Raw genomic sequence first — 15,997 nt, 5'->3', positions numbered from 1 at the left:
CGGCTGGCGCTGATCCGGCTTTGACGACGCCAGTGCGCTGCCTACACTGCGGCAAATGCCGCAGCTGCCAGCATCTGCCCACATCCCGGTCACCGGCCTGATCCTCAGTGGTGGCGGGGCACGTGCCGCCTACCAGGTTGGCGTGCTGCATGCCTTGTCGCAAATCCGGCGCGAAGTGATCGCGCGGCAACGTGCTGCGGGTCCGGGCGAGGCCCGCCGCGCTTTGACTGCCAATCCGTTCCCGGTGATCGCCGGCACCTCGGCCGGCGCGATCAATGCGGCGGCGCTGGCGTGTCGAGCCGATGACTTCGACGCCGCCGTCGCCGATCTGGTCAATGTATGGCGCGGGTTCAGCGCAGAACAGGTCTACCGCACCGACAGCCTCGGCATCGCCAGAAGCGGCGCCCGCTGGCTGACGATGTTGTCGCTGGGTTGGCTGATTGCACGCTGGAGCCGGGCCCGCCCTCGTTCCCTGCTCGACTGCAGTCCGCTGAGCGGCCTGCTGCAGCGGCTGATCGATACCGCACGCATCGACCGCATGGTGGCCGAAGGCCATCTGCATGCCGTTGCCGTCACCGCATCGAGTTATGGCACCGGCCAGCACCTGACCTTCTACCAGTCGCTGGAACATATCCTGCCGTGGACGCGGTCGCAGCGGATGGCACGTCGCTGTTCGATCGCATGTGAACACCTGCTGGCGTCAGCCGCGATCCCGTTCGTCTTTCCGGCGGTGGCGTTGCCGATCGACGGCCGGATCGAATATTTCGGTGATGGTTCGATGCGCCAGTCGGCACCGATCTCGCCGGCGGTTCACCTCGGGGCCGAGCGCATCCTGGTGATCGGCGCCGGGCGGATGCATGAGCCGCCCGACGAACAGCGCTCGAGCAGCGAATATCCGAACCTTGCCCAGATCGCCGGCCATGCGATGTCGAGCATTTTTCTCGATGCGCTGGCGGTCGACGTCGAGCGGCTGCAGCGGATCAATTCGACGCTGGCGCTGCTTGCGCCGCAGGCCCGTGCTGCATCGGTGCTGCGGCCGATCGACGTGCTGGTGATTTCACCAAGCCAGCGGCTCGACGATCTGGCCGCGCGCCACCTCGGCAGTCTGCCGGGACCGATCCGCGGCCTGCTGCGGGTGGTCGGCGTCTCAGGCGAGGGGGACTCGGCGCGCGGCGCTGCATTGGCCAGCTATCTGCTGTTCGAAACCCCATACACATCAGAACTGATCGACCTCGGCATCGCCGATACGCTGCAGCGGCGCGCCGAGGTGATCCGGTTTTTTGGCTGGACCGACGAAGCCGTCGTCGCCGCGGCCGCCGTCGGCGGTTGAGGCTACTTTTTCGCCGGCTTGTTGTCGGCGGCCTTCGGCGCGGCCGGCTTGGCCGCATCCGACTTCGCATACGCGGTGCCGTTGACGGTCAGCCCGGCCTCGGACAGCTTGCCGGCATTGCCGGTGCCCAGACCCTTGACGCGATCGATCATGTCGGGCCAATCCTTGAACGGGCTTTTCTTGCGCTCGTCGAGCAGGCGGGTCGACATCGCCGGACCGATGCCCTTGATGCTCTCGAGTGCGGCCTGGTCGGCCTTGTTGATGTCGACCGCCGCAAAGGCAGCGGCTGCGAACAGGCTTGTCAGGGCGGCCAGCAACGTGGCCAGGCAGTGCTTGAACATGGTGTTTCCTTGGTCGGTGGTTGAAGAAATGCGCCGCATCGCGCCGCCCGACCAGTGAAACTCAAGCCTGGCTGGCCAACCACCCCCCGTAGCGGGCAACGCCGTCCCCCACTGGGGCGAACTGGTGTTCGCAGCCGACCGCGCGCAGGCGCGACATGTCGGCTTCGGTGAAGCATTGGTATTTGCCGACCAGTGCCGGCGGGAAATCGATGTACTGCACGAGCCCGGCCTGCACCATCTCGGGCAGACTCATCGGCGGCTCGCCGCGCTGTGCACGCACCGCATTGACCGTTGCCTCGGCAACGTCGTTGAACGGCTGGGCGCGGCCGGTGCCGAGGTTGAAGATGCCGTTGCGATCGGGATGCTGCAAAAACCACAGGTTGACCGCGACGACATCGTCGACGTGGATGAAATCCCGCGATTGCTGGCCAGGCGCATACCCGCCGTATTCGCCGAACAGCTTGACATGGCCGGTGTCGCGCATCTGGTTGAAGTGGTGGAAGGCGACCGAGGCCATCCGCCCCTTGTGCTGTTCGCGCGGCCCATAAACGTTGAAATAGCGGAAGCCGACGACCTGCGATGTCGCGTGGTCGATCATCCGCCGCACGACGTTGTCGAACAGCAGTTTCGAATAACCGTAGACATTCAGCGGCTGTTCGAATTCCGGCACTTCGCGGAATTCGCTGCTGCCGCCATAGGTCGCCGCCGACGAGGCATACAGCAGCCGCGTGCCCTGCGCCTGGCAGGCGTCGAGCAGCCGCTTCGAGCAGCGGTAGTTGTTGTCGAGCATGAAGCGGCCGTTGTGCTCCATCGTGTCGGAACACGCGCCTTCGTGGAATACCGCATCGACCTTGCCGAGTTCGCCGGCGGCGAAGCGCTGGTAGAACTCGTCCTTGTCGAAATAGTCGGCGAGCGACGCGCCGAGCAGGTTGCGGTATTTCGGCCCGTCGGTCAGATCGTCGACGGCAATGACATCATCGATGCCGATCGCATTCAGGCCGTGAACGAGGTTGCTGCCGATCATTCCGGCAGCGCCGGTAACCACGACTTTCATCTGGACTCCTTCCTGCGTGTTGCCACGCACATCTCGCGGCAGCGCTTCAACTGCCGAACAATTCGTCGTATTCCACACTGGCGGTGCCGAATTTGCCGACGACGATGCCGCCGGCGCGGTTGGCCACCGGCATCGCGTCGCGCAGCGCGACGCCGGCCGCCAGCATCACCGCCATCGTCGCGATCACCGTGTCGCCGGCGCCGGTGACATCGAAAACCTCTCTCGCATCGGCGGCGACCTGGGTGTGTCCGGCGATGCCGTCGGGGGCGTCGAACAGCGACATGCCGTCCTCGGAGCGCGTCAACAACAGGCCTTCGAGGCCGAGCTGGGTGCGCAGCGAATGGGCGCGCCGGTGCAGGTCGATTTCATTCGCCCATCCGCCAACCACCTGCGCGAGTTCGCTCTGGTTCGGCGTGATCACGGTCGCACCGGCATAACGGCTGTAGTCGACGCCCTTCGGATCGATCAGCACCGGAATGCCGGCCGCACGCGCCAGTTCGATCATCCGCGGGATGTGGGTCAGGCCGCCCTTGCCGTAGTCGGAAAACAGCACCGCGTCGTGGTCGGGCAGCACCCGCTCGAAGTCGCCGAGCATGCCGGCCAGCACTTCGTGGTCGGGCTGATTCTCGAAATCGACGCGGATCAGTTGCTGGGCGCGGCCGATCACCCGCAGCTTGACGATCGTATAGAGCTGTGGGTCCTCGCCGAGCAGCGCCTCGACGCCGTGCCGCGCGAGCAGGTGCTGCAGCTTGCGCGCCGCATCGTCTGCGCCGACCACGGTCATCAGCGTCGCCTTGGCGCCGAGTGTCTGCACATTCAGCGCAACGTTGCCTGCGCCACCGAGGCGCTCCTCTTCATGGGTGATCCTGACCACCGGCACCGGCGCCTCCGGCGAGATGCGATCGACCGCGCCATACCAGTAGCGGTCGAGCATCGCATCGCCGACCACCAGGATGCGTTTGGCCGCGAGCTGCTCGCGTGTCGGGTGGGGAAGGTCAGTCGTCATCCAAGATCCTCGAGCAACTGGGGCGGGTAGGTATCCCAGTTGAGACAGCCGGGGCATTGCCAGAAATAGTGCTGGGCCTCGAAGCCGCAGGCTGCGCAGCGATAACGCTGCAATGGTCGCGCGGCACGCGCCAGCGCCTCATCGATCAGCGTGCGGTCGCCGCCGTCATCGGCCGCAGCGGTATCGAGCTGCAGCAGCGCGCGCGCGGTCGACAAGGTCGGGTGCTTGCGCAGGTGTCCGCGCAGCCGCGCTCTGCGCAGCTCGGGCGCCGGATCGAGCACCGCAATCGCATCGAGGATCGCCAGTCCCGGCTGGCGGTCGGCCAGCGCGCTGAGGGTCGCCAGCGCGGTGTCGGCCTGACCGATCTGGCGGGCGCTGTCGGCAAAATCGACGGCGACCAGCCCGAAGGTGGCCGGATGCGAGACCAGCAAGCTGCCCCATTCCTGCAATGCCGCAGCGTGGTCGCCGCGTTGCCGGGCGCGCTGGCCGGCCAGCACCATCGGCCGCGCCGCCAGCGGCGCCGCCTCGCGGGCGCGGCGCAGCGCGTCCTCGGCTTCGCCCGGCGCCTGACGGGCATCGGCCTCGAGCGCCAGTTCGCACCAGTAGTGGGCAATGCGCGAAGCATAGGAGCCGGTCCCGCTGCGCTCGAGCTTGTGCGCGACGTCGACGGCAGCGCGCCAGTTGCGCGAGCGTTCATGCAGGCTCAGCAGCGCGAGCCTGGCTTCGGTATCGAAGGTGGTGCCTTCAAGCGCCTGCCAAGCTTCCTCGGCGCGGTCGAACAGACCTGCCTTGACGAAATCCTGCGCCAGCGCATGCTGGGCGCGGTCGCGGTCGGTGCGGGTCAGGTCGGCACGGCTCAACAGGTGCTGGTGGACGCGCACAGCCCGTTCGTATTCGCCGCGCCTGCGGAACAGGTTGCCGAGCGCGAAATGCAGTTCGGAAGTGTCCGGGTCCTGCTGCACCGCCTCGATGAAGGCATCGATCGCCTTGTCGTGCTGCTCGTTGAGCAGCAGATTGAGGCCCTTGAAATAGGCGCCGGGCGAGTCGGTGCGCTCGCGCCGCCACTGGCGCAGGTCGAGACGCGATGCGAGCCAGCCGATCGCAAATGCAATCGGCAGGCCAAGCAGCAGCCACCACGGCAGGTCAAAGTCCATCGCGGGGCGGATGCGGCCGCTGGTGCTCGCTGGCCGGTGCGGTGGCGGGAAGGTTGGTCTTGCCTGGCGCCTCGCTTTCCGGGCCGCTGGCACGGCGCGCGACACGGCGGTGTTTCCACCAGCTCGGCACCATCGCGAAGACGCCGAAGGCGCAACCGAGTGCAAACGCGGTCAGCACGATGAAGACCATCGGCGCGCGCCACTCGTAGCCGAAGAACCAGTGAACGCCGGCATCCTGCTGGTTGTTCAATGCAAATGCGAACAGGATGAAAAAAACCAGGGCTCGCCAGAGCCAGATCAAGAACCGCATGCGCCCTCCTGTGCCGATTCTAGGATGCAGGCTGCGGACAGCCTCAGCGCGGCTGCTGTTCTGCCACGACGGCGGCGTCGTGATGGGCATCGACGGCCTCGCGCAGCGCCTTGCCCGGCTTGAAGTGAGGGACCAGCTTTTCCGGGATCAGCACCTGGTCGCCGGAACGCGGGTTGCGGCCCTTGCGCGGCGGACGCCGGTTGATCGCAAAACTGCCGAAACCGCGGATCTCGATCCGGTGGCCGCGCGCCAGCGAATCCGACATCGCATCGAGGATGGTCTTGATCGCGAATTCGGTATCGCGGTGCGTCAGTTGGCTGAATCGTTCGCCGAGCAAGGCCACCAGGTCGGATCGGGTCATGGGTTCAGGGAGTTGGTTGGAGAAACGGCCATCGCGCCGGGGGGCGGGATGGCCGTCGTCGGGAAGGAGGACGGCGCGCAGGCGCCGTCCCTGCCGCTGGCGATCAGTTGTTCTGATTGTCCAGCTTGGCCCGCAGCAACGCGCCGAGGCTGGTCGTGCCAGCGGTCTCGCGCTCGTTGCTCTGCGACAGGCGCTGCATCGCTTCCTGCTGGTCGACGCTGTCCTTGGCCTTGACCGACAACTGGATCGAACGCGTCTTGCGGTCGACGTTGATGATCACGGCGGACACTTCGTCGCCTTCCTTCAGCACGTTGCGCGCGTCCTCGACGCGGTCGCGGCTGATTTCGGAAGCCCGCAGATAGCCGGTGACATCGTCGTTCAGCTGGATCTCGGCGCCACGCGCGTCGACCGTCTTGACCTTGCCGGTGACCGTCATGCCGCGGTCATTGACCGTCGTGTAGGTCGTGAACGGATCGCTGTCGAGCTGCTTGATGCCCAGCGAGATGCGCTCGCGCTCGACATCGACTGCCAGCACGATCGCTTCGACTTCCTGGCCCTTCTTGAAGTTGCGAACCGCGGCTTCGCCCGGCTCGTTCCACGACAGGTCGGACAGGTGGACCAGGCCGTCGATGCCGGCAGCCAGGCCAACGAAGACACCGAAATCGGTGATCGACTTGACCGGGCCCTTGACGCGGTCGCCGCGCTGCACCGTGGTCGAGAACTCTTCCCACGGATTGGCCTTGCACTGCTTCATGCCCAGGCTGATGCGGCGCTTGTCCTCGTCGATCTCGAGCACCATGACCTCGACCTCTTCGCCGAGCGAAACGATCTTGCTCGGAGCGACGTTCTTGTTGGTCCAGTCCATCTCGGAGACGTGCACCAGGCCTTCGATGCCCGGCTCGATCTCGACGAATGCGCCGTAGTCGGCGATGTTCGTGATCTTGCCGAACAGGCGGGTGCCGTTCGGGTAACGACGCGACACGCCGAGCCACGGATCGTCGCCGAGCTGCTTGATGCCGAGGGAGACGCGGTTTTTCTCGGCGTCGAACTTCAGGACCTTGGCCTGCAGTTCCTGGCCGACCTGAACGACTTCGCTCGGGTGGCGGACGCGGCGCCAGGCCATGTCGGTGATGTGCAGCAGGCCGTCGATGCCGCCGAGGTCGACGAAGGCACCGTATTCGGTGATGTTCTTGACGACGCCGTCGACGATTGCACCTTCGTGCAGCGTCTCGAGCAGCTTGGCACGCTCTTCGCCCATCGAAGCCTCGACAACAGCGCGGCGCGACAACACGACGTTGTTGCGCTTGCGGTCGAGCTTGATGACCTTGAACTCCATCGTCTTGCCCTCGAACGGGCTCATGTCCTTGACCGGACGCGTGTCGAGCAGCGAGCCCGGCAGGAAGGCGCGGATGCCGTTGACGAGGACGGTCAGGCCACCCTTGACCTTGCCGTTGACGGTGCCGGTGACGAAGTCGCCGGTCTCCAGCGACTGCTCGAGCGACATCCACGACGCCAGGCGCTTGGCCTTGTCGCGCGACAGGATGGTGTCGCCATAGCCGTTCTCGATCGCGTCGATCGCGACCGAGACGAAATCGCCGACCTGGACTTCGAGCTCGCCCTGGTCGTTCTTGAATTCTTCAATCGGTACGTAGGCTTCGGATTTGAGGCCTGCGTTGACCACCACGAAGCTGTGTTCGACACGGACGACTTCGGCCGAGATGACCTCGCCGGCGCGCATGTCGGAGCTTTTCAGCGACTCCTCGAACAGCGCGGCAAAAGATTCCATGCCTTCGTTGGTGGCAGTTTCGGTTTGTGACATTAGGTATTTCCGGTGCAGCCGTCGTGTCGACGGACCGCGGGGTTGGAGTGAACAAATCCGCCGCCTTGGCGTGCCGGGTATCCGTGAATGGCACTGAGGGAAGGCGACGGGCGAAAAACACCGTCGGCATTGCGCGGCCCCGGGCAGGGCCATTCGCTCAGGCAAACGGCTGGCGTTGTTCCCAGGCTTTCAGCACGACGTCGACGGATTGCTCGATCGTCAATGCCGAATTGTCCAGATGCAACGCATCCTCGGCGGGTTTGAGAGGCGATGCGGCGCGGCTTTTGTCGCGCAGGTCCCGAGCTTCCAAACCTTTTCGAAGGTCGTCGATATTAGCCGAAATCCCCTTGGAAATCAATTGCTTATGGCGCCGCTCGGCGCGCATCGCGGCGCTGGCGGTAAGAAATACCTTCAACCTGGCCTCGGGAAATATCGCGGTGCCCATGTCGCGGCCGTCGGCGACCAGCCCCGGCACGCGGCGGAATGCCAGCTGCTGGCGGCGCAGCGCCTCGCGCACCGCCGGGATGCTCGAAACCTGCGAGGCCATCGCGCCGACCTCTTCGGCGCGCAGCAGGTCGCCGACATCCTCGCCGTCGAGCAGGATCAGTCCGCCGTCGAAGCGCAGATCGAGCCCGTTGGCCAGCGCTGCCAGCGCCGCCGCATCGTCGGCTGCGATCTGCCGGCGCATCGCCGCCAGCGCGGTCGCCCGGTAAACCGCCCCGGAATCGAGAAACTGGTAGCCGAGCGCCTTCGCGACCGCGCTGGCGACGGTGCCCTTGCCGGAGGCGGTCGGCCCGTCGATCGTCAGCACAGGAATCTGCTGGATTGGCGTCTCGACGACCCCGAACAGTGTTTCGAAAAATTCGGGAAAGGTCTTGCCGACGCAGCGCGGATCGAGGATTCGCACCGGCACACCGGGCTGGCCGAGCAATGGATTGAAGGCGGCCAGCGCGAGGCACATCGCGATGCGGTGATCGTCGTAGGTGGCGATCGTTGCGGCCTGCCAGCTCTGCGGCGGCGTGATCTCGATGAAATCGGCGCCTTCGACCACCGAGGCACCGAGTTTGCGCAACTCGCAGCCCATTGCGGCGATCCGGTCGGTTTCCTTGACGCGCCAGCTGGCAATGTTGTCGAGCCGGCTGCTGCCGTTCGCAAACAGCGCCATCACCGCCAGCGTCATCGCCGCGTCCGGAATGTGGTTGCAGTCGATGCGGATCGGCCGCAACGGAAATTCGCCGCGTTTCACCTCCAGCCAGCCCGGCCCGCTGTCGATGTGCGCGCCCATTGCGCGGGCGGCGTCGACAAAGCGGATATCGCCCTGGATCGAATCGGCCCCGACACCTTCAATTCGCAGTGCGTCGCGGTCGGCCGCCAAGGCGCCGAGCGCGATGAAATACGACGCCGACGAGGCGTCGGCCTCGACATGGATGCTGCCGGGCGACCGGTAATGGCTGCCCTGGGCGATCGTGAAGCGCTGCCAGCCGTCGCGTTCGACGTCGATGCCGAAGCGGCGCAGCAGCTTCAGCGTGATCTCGACATAGGGTTTGGAGATCAGTTCGCCGTCGACCTCGATCGTCCGCGAGCCGCCCTCGCAGATCAGCGGCAGAGACAGCAGCAGCGCGGTCAGGAACTGGCTCGAGACATCGCCGCGGACGCGGATCGGCGCCAGCTCGCCGAACTGCTGGCTGCCGGGTCGCAGGCGCAGCGGCGGGTAGCCCTGCTGGCCGAGGTAGTCGATCGAGCAGCCGAGCTGGCGAAGCGCGTCGACCAGGTCGCCGATCGGCCGTTCATGCATCCGCGCGACGCCGCTCAGCTCGAACTCACCGTCCTGGGTCGCCGCGAGCAGTGCCAGCGCGGCGGTCAGCGGCCGCATCGCGGTACCGGCGTTGCCGAGAAACAGCGATGCCCGCCGTGCAATCAGCCTGCCGCCGAGTCCGTCGATGCGCACGCCGTCGGCGAGCGGATGGACGCCGCAGCCCAGCGCGCGCAATGCATCGAGCATCACCCTGGTGTCGTCGGATTCGAGCAGGTCGTGAACCTCGGTGCTGCCTTCGCACAGGCCGGCCAGCAACAGCACCCGGTTCGAGATGCTTTTTGATCCGGGCAGGCGCACCGTGCCGGCAGCCCGGTTCAGCGGTGGCAGGTCGATGAATCTCGTGTCGTACATCGCAATGGCGTTCAGGGTGTGGCCTTGCGCCGGCGGCTGCCGCTGGCGCTCCAGCCGCTGCGGCCGTCGGAAGCGGCGCGGATCAATTCTTCCAGCGCGGCCTGGTCACCGCTGCGCATCACGTGTTCGAGTGCGTCGAGCGCCTGCCGGAATCGCATCGATTGTTTCAGCACCTCTTCCCGATTGGTCCAGAGGATGTCGCGCCACACCTTCGGGTCACTGGCAGCGATGCGGGTGAAATCGCGGAAACCGGGGCCGCCCATCTCGAGGTAGTCGACGCCGGCCGGCTGGCCGAGGATGGCATTGAAATAGGCATAAGCCAGCAGGTGTGGCAGGTGGCTTACCGCGGCGAAGGTGGCATCGTGCGTTTCCGGCGTCATCACCTGCACCCGGCCGCCGACTGCGGTCCAGATCGCCTCGGCGCGCCTGACCCGTTTCGGCTCGGTCTGCGCAATCGGGGTCAGCAGCACGTTGCAGTCGCGGAACAGGCTCGCTTCCGCATGAGCAACGCCGGCCTGTTCCTTGCCGGCAATCGGATGGGCCGGCACAAGATTCGGCAGCCGCTCGCGCAAGACGCGCCGCGCCGCGTCGACGACGTCACGTTTGGTGCTGCCGACATCCATCAGCAGCACATCGGGCGACAGTTCGTCGCGGATCGCACGAAACACCGCTTCGGTCTGCGTCACCGGTACCGCCACCAGCACCATGTCGGCGCCGCGCACCGCCGCTGCGGCCGAATCGACGCCGCTGTCGATGACGCCGAGCGCGCGGGCCTGGTCCAGCGTCGCTGCCGTCGGACTGCTGCCGACCACATGCTCGACCAGCCCTGCCGCCTTCATCGCCATCGCAAACGAGCCACCGATCAGCCCGCAGCCGATCAGCGACATTCTTTTAACCGAAAGGACGGGGGAATCGGCCACGTTGCGGTTTGCCCTTGTTGGATCGAGAGGCCTGCGGCGTCAGTGGCTGTCGACAGGATAGGTGCCGAGCAGCTTGAAGAATGCGCAGGCCGCGCGCAGTTCCTGCAGCGCCTTCGCGACATGCTGCTGGTCGGGATGGCCCTGCAGGTCGATGTAGAAGTAGTACTCCCACTGACCCGAGCGTGCCGGCCGCGACTCGAAGCGCGTCATCGAGACGCCGTGCACCTTCAGCGGCGCCAGCAGATCGTGGACAGCGCCGGGCCGGTTCGGTACCGAGACCACCAGGCTGGTGCAGTCGAGGCCGGATTGTTTCGGCTGCGGGTGTTTGTCCGGATGGGCGACGATCGCAAAGCGGGTGCGGTTGTGTGCATCGTCCTGCACCGCCGGCGCGACGTTGTGCAGGCCGAATTCGCTCGCCGCACGCGTGCTTGCCAACGCCGCGATCGATTCATCGAGGCTGGCCAACCGGGCGCCCTCGGCATTGCTGGTCACCGGCCGCCGTTCGGCATGCGGCAGGTGCAGGCTGAGCCAGGCATGGCATTGCGCCAGCGCCTGCGGGTGCGCGCAGACGGCGCTGATGCCTTCGGTGGAATTGAGCTTGCGCAAAAGGTTGTGGCGCACATACAGGCTGGTTTCGCCGATGATCGCCAGCGGTGTCGTCAGGAACAGGTCCAGCGACCGCGTCACGACCCCCTCGCTGGAATTCTCGACCGGCACGACGCCGAAATCGGCGCCGCCGCCGCTGGCCGCGTGGAAAACCTCGTCGGCATTGACACACGGCACCTTGACGATCGACGAGCCGAAAAAGCCGAGCGCCGCCTCCTCGCTGAAGGTGCCGGCCGGGCCCAGGTAGGCGACCCGGCTCGGTGTCTCGAGTGCGCGGCAGGCAGACATGATCTCGCGCCAGATCGGCGCGACGCTGTCGCGCAGCAACGGACCCGGGTTGCGCTGCTTCAGGTTGTCGATCACCTGCGCTTCACGCTCCGGGCGGAAGGCTGCCGATCCTTCCTTCTTCTTCAGCTCGCCAACCTCGTGCGCGAGCGACGCGCGCCGGTTCAACAGCGCCAGCAATTCGAGGTCGACCGCGTCGATGCGGGAGCGCAATTCAAGCAGTTCAGGCTGGATCGAGGATTCGTTTGCGGAGGCCATGGTCGACAGCGACGGTTGAGTGGTGGTTACTTCTTCTTCGAAGCGGAACCGGGCGCCAGCTTCGGATCGCCTTTCTCGGCAAGCGGCGGCAGGCCGAGGGCACTGCGGATCTCCTGCTCGAATTCGAACAGCTTCGGATCGACCAGTGGCCGGGATTCGGCAACCAGCTTCTGCATGAAGCCGTCCTGGATGCCAGGCAAGGCCTGCTGGTATTTGCGCACCACCGGCGACTCGAGCCAACCCAGCAACTGGGTCAGTTCGGCCTCGCTGAAATCGGCTTCGAGCTGGCGGCCGAACATTTGCGGCGCCAGCGCAACCGCACGGCCCCGCACGATCGGCGCGGTTTCTTCTATATAGCGTCGCGCCGCAGCCTGGATCCGCCTGGCCGCAACCTCCGGCCCTTCAGCTGATCCGCGTTTCGACAATGCGGTGCCGGCATCCTGGACCATCAAGGCGGCAGGCCGTTCGACCAGCGCCTGGGCGAGCTGCTCGATGCCCGGCATCTGCAGTTGCACGATGCGGGCAGCGAGCTCCTTTTTCGATGGCGACGCCTGGGCCGCGGCCGGCACGGCGGTCCACAGCGCCAGGCTGCCGGCCAGCAAGGCCGCCGCCGTTCGCCGCCAGGCGCCGCGAACGGTCATTCGTCGCTGCCCGCCGACGCGTCGCCGTCTGTCGATGCGCTGTCGTCGGCCGGTGTGCTGTCAGTCGACGGTTCGGCATTCGCATCGTTCTCGACGATGCGCTGCAGACCGATCAGCTTCGACTTCGGATCCAGTGCGATCAGCGTCACGCCCTGGGTCGCCCGACCGAGCTGGCGGATTTCGGCGACGCGGGTGCGCACCAGCACACCCTTGTCGGTGATCAGCATGATCTCGTCGTCCGGCCGCACCAATGTCGCCGCAACGACCTTGCCATTGCGCTCGGTCTGCTGAATCGCGATCATCCCTTTGGTGCCGCGGCCGTGGCGGGTGTATTCGACGATGCTGGTGCGCTTGCCGTAGCCGTTCTCGGTCGCGGTCAGCACGCTTTGCTCTTCATCTTCGGCCACCAGCATCGCGATCACGCTCTGGCCCTCGTCGAGGTTCATGCCGCGCACACCGCGTGCATTGCGGCCCATCGGCCGCACGTCCTCTTCGTCGAAGCGCACCGCCTTGCCGCTGTCGGAGAACAACATCACATCATGCTGGCCGTCGGTCAGCGCGGCGCCGATCAGGAAGTCGCCGTCGTCGAGGTCGACCGCGATGATGCCGGCCTTGCGCGGGTTGCTGAATTCGGTCAGCGCGGTCTTCTTGACGACGCCCTGGGCGCTGGCCATGAAGACATAGCGGTTGTCCGGGAAGCTGCGTGCCTCGCCGGTCAGCGGCAGCACGACGTTGACCTTCTCGCCCGGCTGCAACGGGAACATGTTGACGATCGGCCGGCCGCGCGAATTGCGCGAGCCCTGCGGCACTTCCCAGACCTTCAGCCAGTAGACCCGTCCCTTGTTCGTGAAACAGAGGATGTAGTCGTGGGTGTTGGCGATGAAGAGGTCGTCGATCCAGTCGTCTTCCTTGGTCTGCGTCGCCTGCTTGCCGCGGCCGCCGCGTTTCTGCGCGCGGTATTCGGCCAGCGGCTGGCTCTTGATATAGCCGGTGTGCGACAGCGTCACCACCATGTCGGTCGGCGTGATCAGGTCCTCGGTGCCGAGGTCCTGCGCGTTCAGCACGATCTCGCTGCGTCGCGCGCCGAGCTTGGTCTGGCCGAATTCCTGCTTGATCGCGGCCAGCTCGTCGGAAATGATCGTCGTCACCCGCGACGGCGTGGCCAGGATGTCGAGCAGGTCGGCGATCACCGCCATCACATCCTTGTATTCATTGAGGATCTTGTCCTGCTCGAGCCCGGTCAGGCGCTGCAGTCGCATCTGCAGGATCTCGCCAGCCTGGTCTTCGCTGAGCCGATACAGGCCGTCGCCCTGCAGGCCGTAGCTCGGATGCAGGCCTTCCGGCCGGAAGGCCGCGCGGCCACCCGGCGTCTGGCCCTCGGCACGGGCGAGCATCTCGCGCACCATCGACGAATCCCAGCTCTTGCTCATCAGCGCGGCCTTCGCGACCGGAGGCGTCGGCGAGCTCTTGATCGTCGCGATGAATTCGTCGATGTTGGCCAGCGCAACCGCCAGACCCTCCAGCACATGGCCGCGTTCGCGCGCCTTGCGCAGTTCGAACACGGTGCGCCGGGTCACGACCTCGCGCCGGTGCTCGAGGAAGATCGCGATCAATTCCTTCAGGTTGCACAGCTTCGGCTGGTTGTCGATCAACGCAACCATGTTCATGCCGAAGGTGTCCTGCAGCTGCGTCTGCTTGTACAGGTTGTTCAGCACCACCTCGGGCACTTCGCCGCGCTTCAGCTCGATCACCACCCGCATGCCGGACTTGTCGGACTCATCCTGGATATGGCTGATGCCCTCGAGTTTCTTCTCGTGCACCAGCTCGGCCATCCGCTCGAGCAGGTTCTTCTTGTTGACCTGGTAGGGGATCTCGTCGACGATGATCGCCTGGCGCTGGCCACGGTCGATATCCTCGAAGTGCGCCTTTGCGCGCATCACGACGCGGCCGCGACCGGTGCGGTAGCCGTCGCGCACGCCGGCGGTGCCGTAGATGATGCCGGCGGTCGGGAAGTCCGGCGCCGGCACGATCTCGATCAGTTCGTCGATCGTCGCGTCCGGATTTTTCAGCAGGTGCTGGCAGGCGTCGATCACCTCATTGAGGTTGTGCGGCGGGATATTGGTCGCCATGCCGACCGCGATGCCGCCTGAGCCATTGACCAGCAGGTTCGGCAGCCGCGACGGCATCACCAGCGGTTCTTTTTCGCTGCCGTCGTAGTTCGGGCCGAAATCGACCGTTTCCTTGTCGAGATCGGCGAGCATCTCGTGGGCGATCTTCGACAACCGGATTTCGGTGTAACGCATCGCCGCGGCGTTGTCGCCGTCAACCGAGCCGAAATTGCCCTGGCCGTCGACCAGCATGTGGCGCATCGAGAAATCCTGCGCCATCCGCACAATGGTGTCGTAGACAGACTGGTCGCCGTGCGGGTGATATTTACCGATCACGTCGCCGACGATACGGGCCGACTTCTTGTAAGGGCGGTTCCAGTCGTTGTTCAATTCGTGCATCGCGAACAATGCACGCCGGTGCACCGGCTTCAGGCCGTCGCGGGCGTCGGGCAGGGCACGGCCGACGATCACGCTCATCGCGTAGTCGAGGTAGGAGCGGCGCATCTCCTCTTCAAGGCTGATCGGCAGTGTTTCTTTAGCGAACTGTGTCATTCCGGTGCACCCGAGCCGCTCACGGGAGCGGGGTTGAGAGAGGCCAAGCCATCCATTCTAAGTTGTCGCCCGGTGTGGCATCCATGCAACATTGACGCAAGCTGCGGCGGCAGAGGGCGCTGAAAACGGGTTCGCGCAATGCCCTATGGCACAATCTGGCGAGTGGTAAGCACCTGCGAAAGTAAGGGTTTGCCAGTATTTTCCGGATCCTGTTCGGACGTTTTGCAGAACCTACTGCGCTTTCCCTCGAGAGGAGAACCATGAAGAAACTGAACAATGTGGCGTCGATCTTCGCAACCGCTGCTCTCGCCGTTGCAAGCTCGGGCGCCTTCGCCCAAGCCAAGACGATCGACAACTGGGTGAACCCCAACGGCCTCGTCTGGAAGAACGGCACCAATGAGCTTTGCTGGCGCGATGCCTTCTGGACCCCGGCGACCGCTGCTCCCGGCTGTGATGGCGCACTGAAGGCTGCTGCTCCCGCACCGGCTCCGGCTCCCGCCCCGGCTCCTGCCGTCCCGGCCGTTCCGCCGCGCGCAGCTCCTGCTCCGATGCCCGCTCCGGCTGCTCCGCCGGCAGTCGTGGCTGCTCCGACCAGCGAGAAGGTGACGTTCGCCGCAGACGCATTCTTCGACTTCGACAAGTCCGAACTGAAGCCCGAAGGTCGCGCCAAGCTCGACGACCTGGTCAGCAAGATGAAGGGCATCAATCTCGAGGTGATCATTGCCGTCGGCCACACCGACTACATCGGCAGCGACGCATACAACCAGCGTCTGTCGATTCGTCGTGCCGAAGCCGTCAAGAACTACCTGGTCGGCAAGGGTGTCGAGAAGAACCGTGTCTACACCGAAGGCAAGGGCGAGAAGCAGCCGATCGCTGACAACCGCACCGCCGAAGGCCGCGCGAAGAATCGCCGCGTGGAAATCGAAGTGGTGGGCACGCGCACCCGCTGATAAGTTTTCGTTCTCGACGGAACTTGAAACCCCGCTTCGGCGGGGTTTTTTATTGCCTGTTGCCGGCCACTCCATCGAGTTCAGAGGCGGCGGCAATTTCGGCGATGTGCCCCGACAAGGCGGCGGCCGTAGCGG

General features: G+C 65.5%; 14 protein-coding genes. 2 read left to right on the top strand and 12 right to left on the bottom strand.

All coding sequences use genetic code 11. The features are described 5' to 3' along the window. Positions 1-55 precede the first annotated feature (55 nt). Positions 56-1,330, top strand: coding sequence for a patatin-like phospholipase family protein (locus tag ACNH6H_RS04220; protein WP_418315908.1), 1,275 nt, complete (start codon positions 56-58; stop codon positions 1,328-1,330). A gap of 2 nt (positions 1,331-1,332) precedes the next feature. Here the strand turns inward: ACNH6H_RS04220 and ACNH6H_RS04215 are convergent, their stop codons facing one another. The 12 genes from ACNH6H_RS04215 to gyrA form a co-directional block, all read right to left on the bottom strand. Continuing rightward, positions 1,333-1,671: a ComEA family DNA-binding protein gene (locus tag ACNH6H_RS04215; protein WP_418315906.1), complete on the bottom strand. Its 339-nt coding sequence runs from the start codon at positions 1,669-1,671 to the stop codon at positions 1,333-1,335. 61 nt (positions 1,672-1,732) lie between these two features. Further along, the gene (rfaD, locus tag ACNH6H_RS04210; protein ID WP_418315904.1) at positions 1,733-2,725 is read right to left on the bottom strand and encodes an ADP-glyceromanno-heptose 6-epimerase; all 993 of its coding nucleotides are present in this window, start codon (positions 2,723-2,725) and stop codon (positions 1,733-1,735) included. Between the two features lie 46 nt (positions 2,726-2,771). Continuing rightward, on the bottom strand, positions 2,772-3,731 hold the full coding sequence (gene rfaE1, locus ACNH6H_RS04205; protein ID WP_418315902.1) for a D-glycero-beta-D-manno-heptose-7-phosphate kinase: 960 nt from the start codon (positions 3,729-3,731) through the stop codon (positions 2,772-2,774). Further along, the gene (lapB, locus tag ACNH6H_RS04200) at positions 3,728-4,885 is read right to left on the bottom strand and encodes a lipopolysaccharide assembly protein LapB (RefSeq protein ID WP_418315900.1); all 1,158 of its coding nucleotides are present in this window, start codon (positions 4,883-4,885) and stop codon (positions 3,728-3,730) included. Before lapB ends, rfaE1 begins: the two co-directional genes overlap by 4 nt. Beyond that, on the bottom strand, positions 4,875-5,195 hold the full coding sequence (locus ACNH6H_RS04195; protein ID WP_418315898.1) for a LapA family protein: 321 nt from the start codon (positions 5,193-5,195) through the stop codon (positions 4,875-4,877). Before ACNH6H_RS04195 ends, lapB begins: the two co-directional genes overlap by 11 nt. 43 nt (positions 5,196-5,238) lie before the next feature. Beyond that, positions 5,239-5,556 carry an integration host factor subunit beta gene (locus ACNH6H_RS04190; RefSeq protein ID WP_418315897.1) on the bottom strand — a complete coding sequence of 106 codons (318 nt, stop codon included), beginning with the start codon at positions 5,554-5,556 and terminating at the stop codon, positions 5,239-5,241. A gap of 103 nt (positions 5,557-5,659) precedes the next feature. Further along, positions 5,660-7,375 carry a 30S ribosomal protein S1 gene (gene rpsA, locus ACNH6H_RS04185; RefSeq protein WP_418315895.1) on the bottom strand — a complete coding sequence of 572 codons (1,716 nt, stop codon included), beginning with the start codon at positions 7,373-7,375 and terminating at the stop codon, positions 5,660-5,662. A gap of 157 nt (positions 7,376-7,532) precedes the next feature. After that, entirely contained in the window at positions 7,533-9,542 is a 2,010-nt protein-coding gene (locus ACNH6H_RS04180; RefSeq protein ID WP_418315893.1) for a bifunctional 3-phosphoshikimate 1-carboxyvinyltransferase/cytidylate kinase, read from the bottom strand. 11 nt (positions 9,543-9,553) lie between these two features. Further along, on the bottom strand, positions 9,554-10,462 hold the full coding sequence (locus ACNH6H_RS04175; RefSeq protein WP_418315891.1) for a prephenate dehydrogenase: 909 nt from the start codon (positions 10,460-10,462) through the stop codon (positions 9,554-9,556). Positions 10,463-10,501: 39 nt separating this feature from the next. Further along, the gene (gene pheA, locus ACNH6H_RS04170) at positions 10,502-11,611 is read right to left on the bottom strand and encodes a prephenate dehydratase (protein ID WP_418315889.1); all 1,110 of its coding nucleotides are present in this window, start codon (positions 11,609-11,611) and stop codon (positions 10,502-10,504) included. Positions 11,612-11,637: 26 nt separating this feature from the next. Beyond that, positions 11,638-12,252, bottom strand: a complete 615-nt coding sequence (locus tag ACNH6H_RS04165; protein ID WP_418315887.1) for a hypothetical protein — start codon at positions 12,250-12,252, stop codon at positions 11,638-11,640. Then, positions 12,249-14,912 (bottom strand): DNA gyrase subunit A, encoded by a 2,664-nt coding sequence (gene gyrA / locus ACNH6H_RS04160; protein WP_418315884.1) that lies wholly within the window; start codon positions 14,910-14,912, stop codon positions 12,249-12,251. Before gyrA ends, ACNH6H_RS04165 begins: the two co-directional genes overlap by 4 nt. A gap of 260 nt (positions 14,913-15,172) precedes the next feature. Between gyrA and ompA the strand changes: the two genes are divergently transcribed. Further along, positions 15,173-15,862 (top strand): outer membrane protein OmpA, encoded by a 690-nt coding sequence (gene ompA, locus ACNH6H_RS04155; RefSeq protein ID WP_418315882.1) that lies wholly within the window; start codon positions 15,173-15,175, stop codon positions 15,860-15,862. Positions 15,863-15,997 lie beyond the last annotated feature (135 nt).

It is taken from the genome of Pseudideonella sakaiensis (assembly GCF_048320135.1).
Taxonomy (GTDB): Bacteria; Pseudomonadota; Gammaproteobacteria; order Burkholderiales; family Burkholderiaceae_C; genus Ideonella_A; species Ideonella_A sakaiensis_A.
Note: the sequence above shows the minus strand (reverse complement) of the source record. Positions and strands in the feature narration are given on the sequence as shown.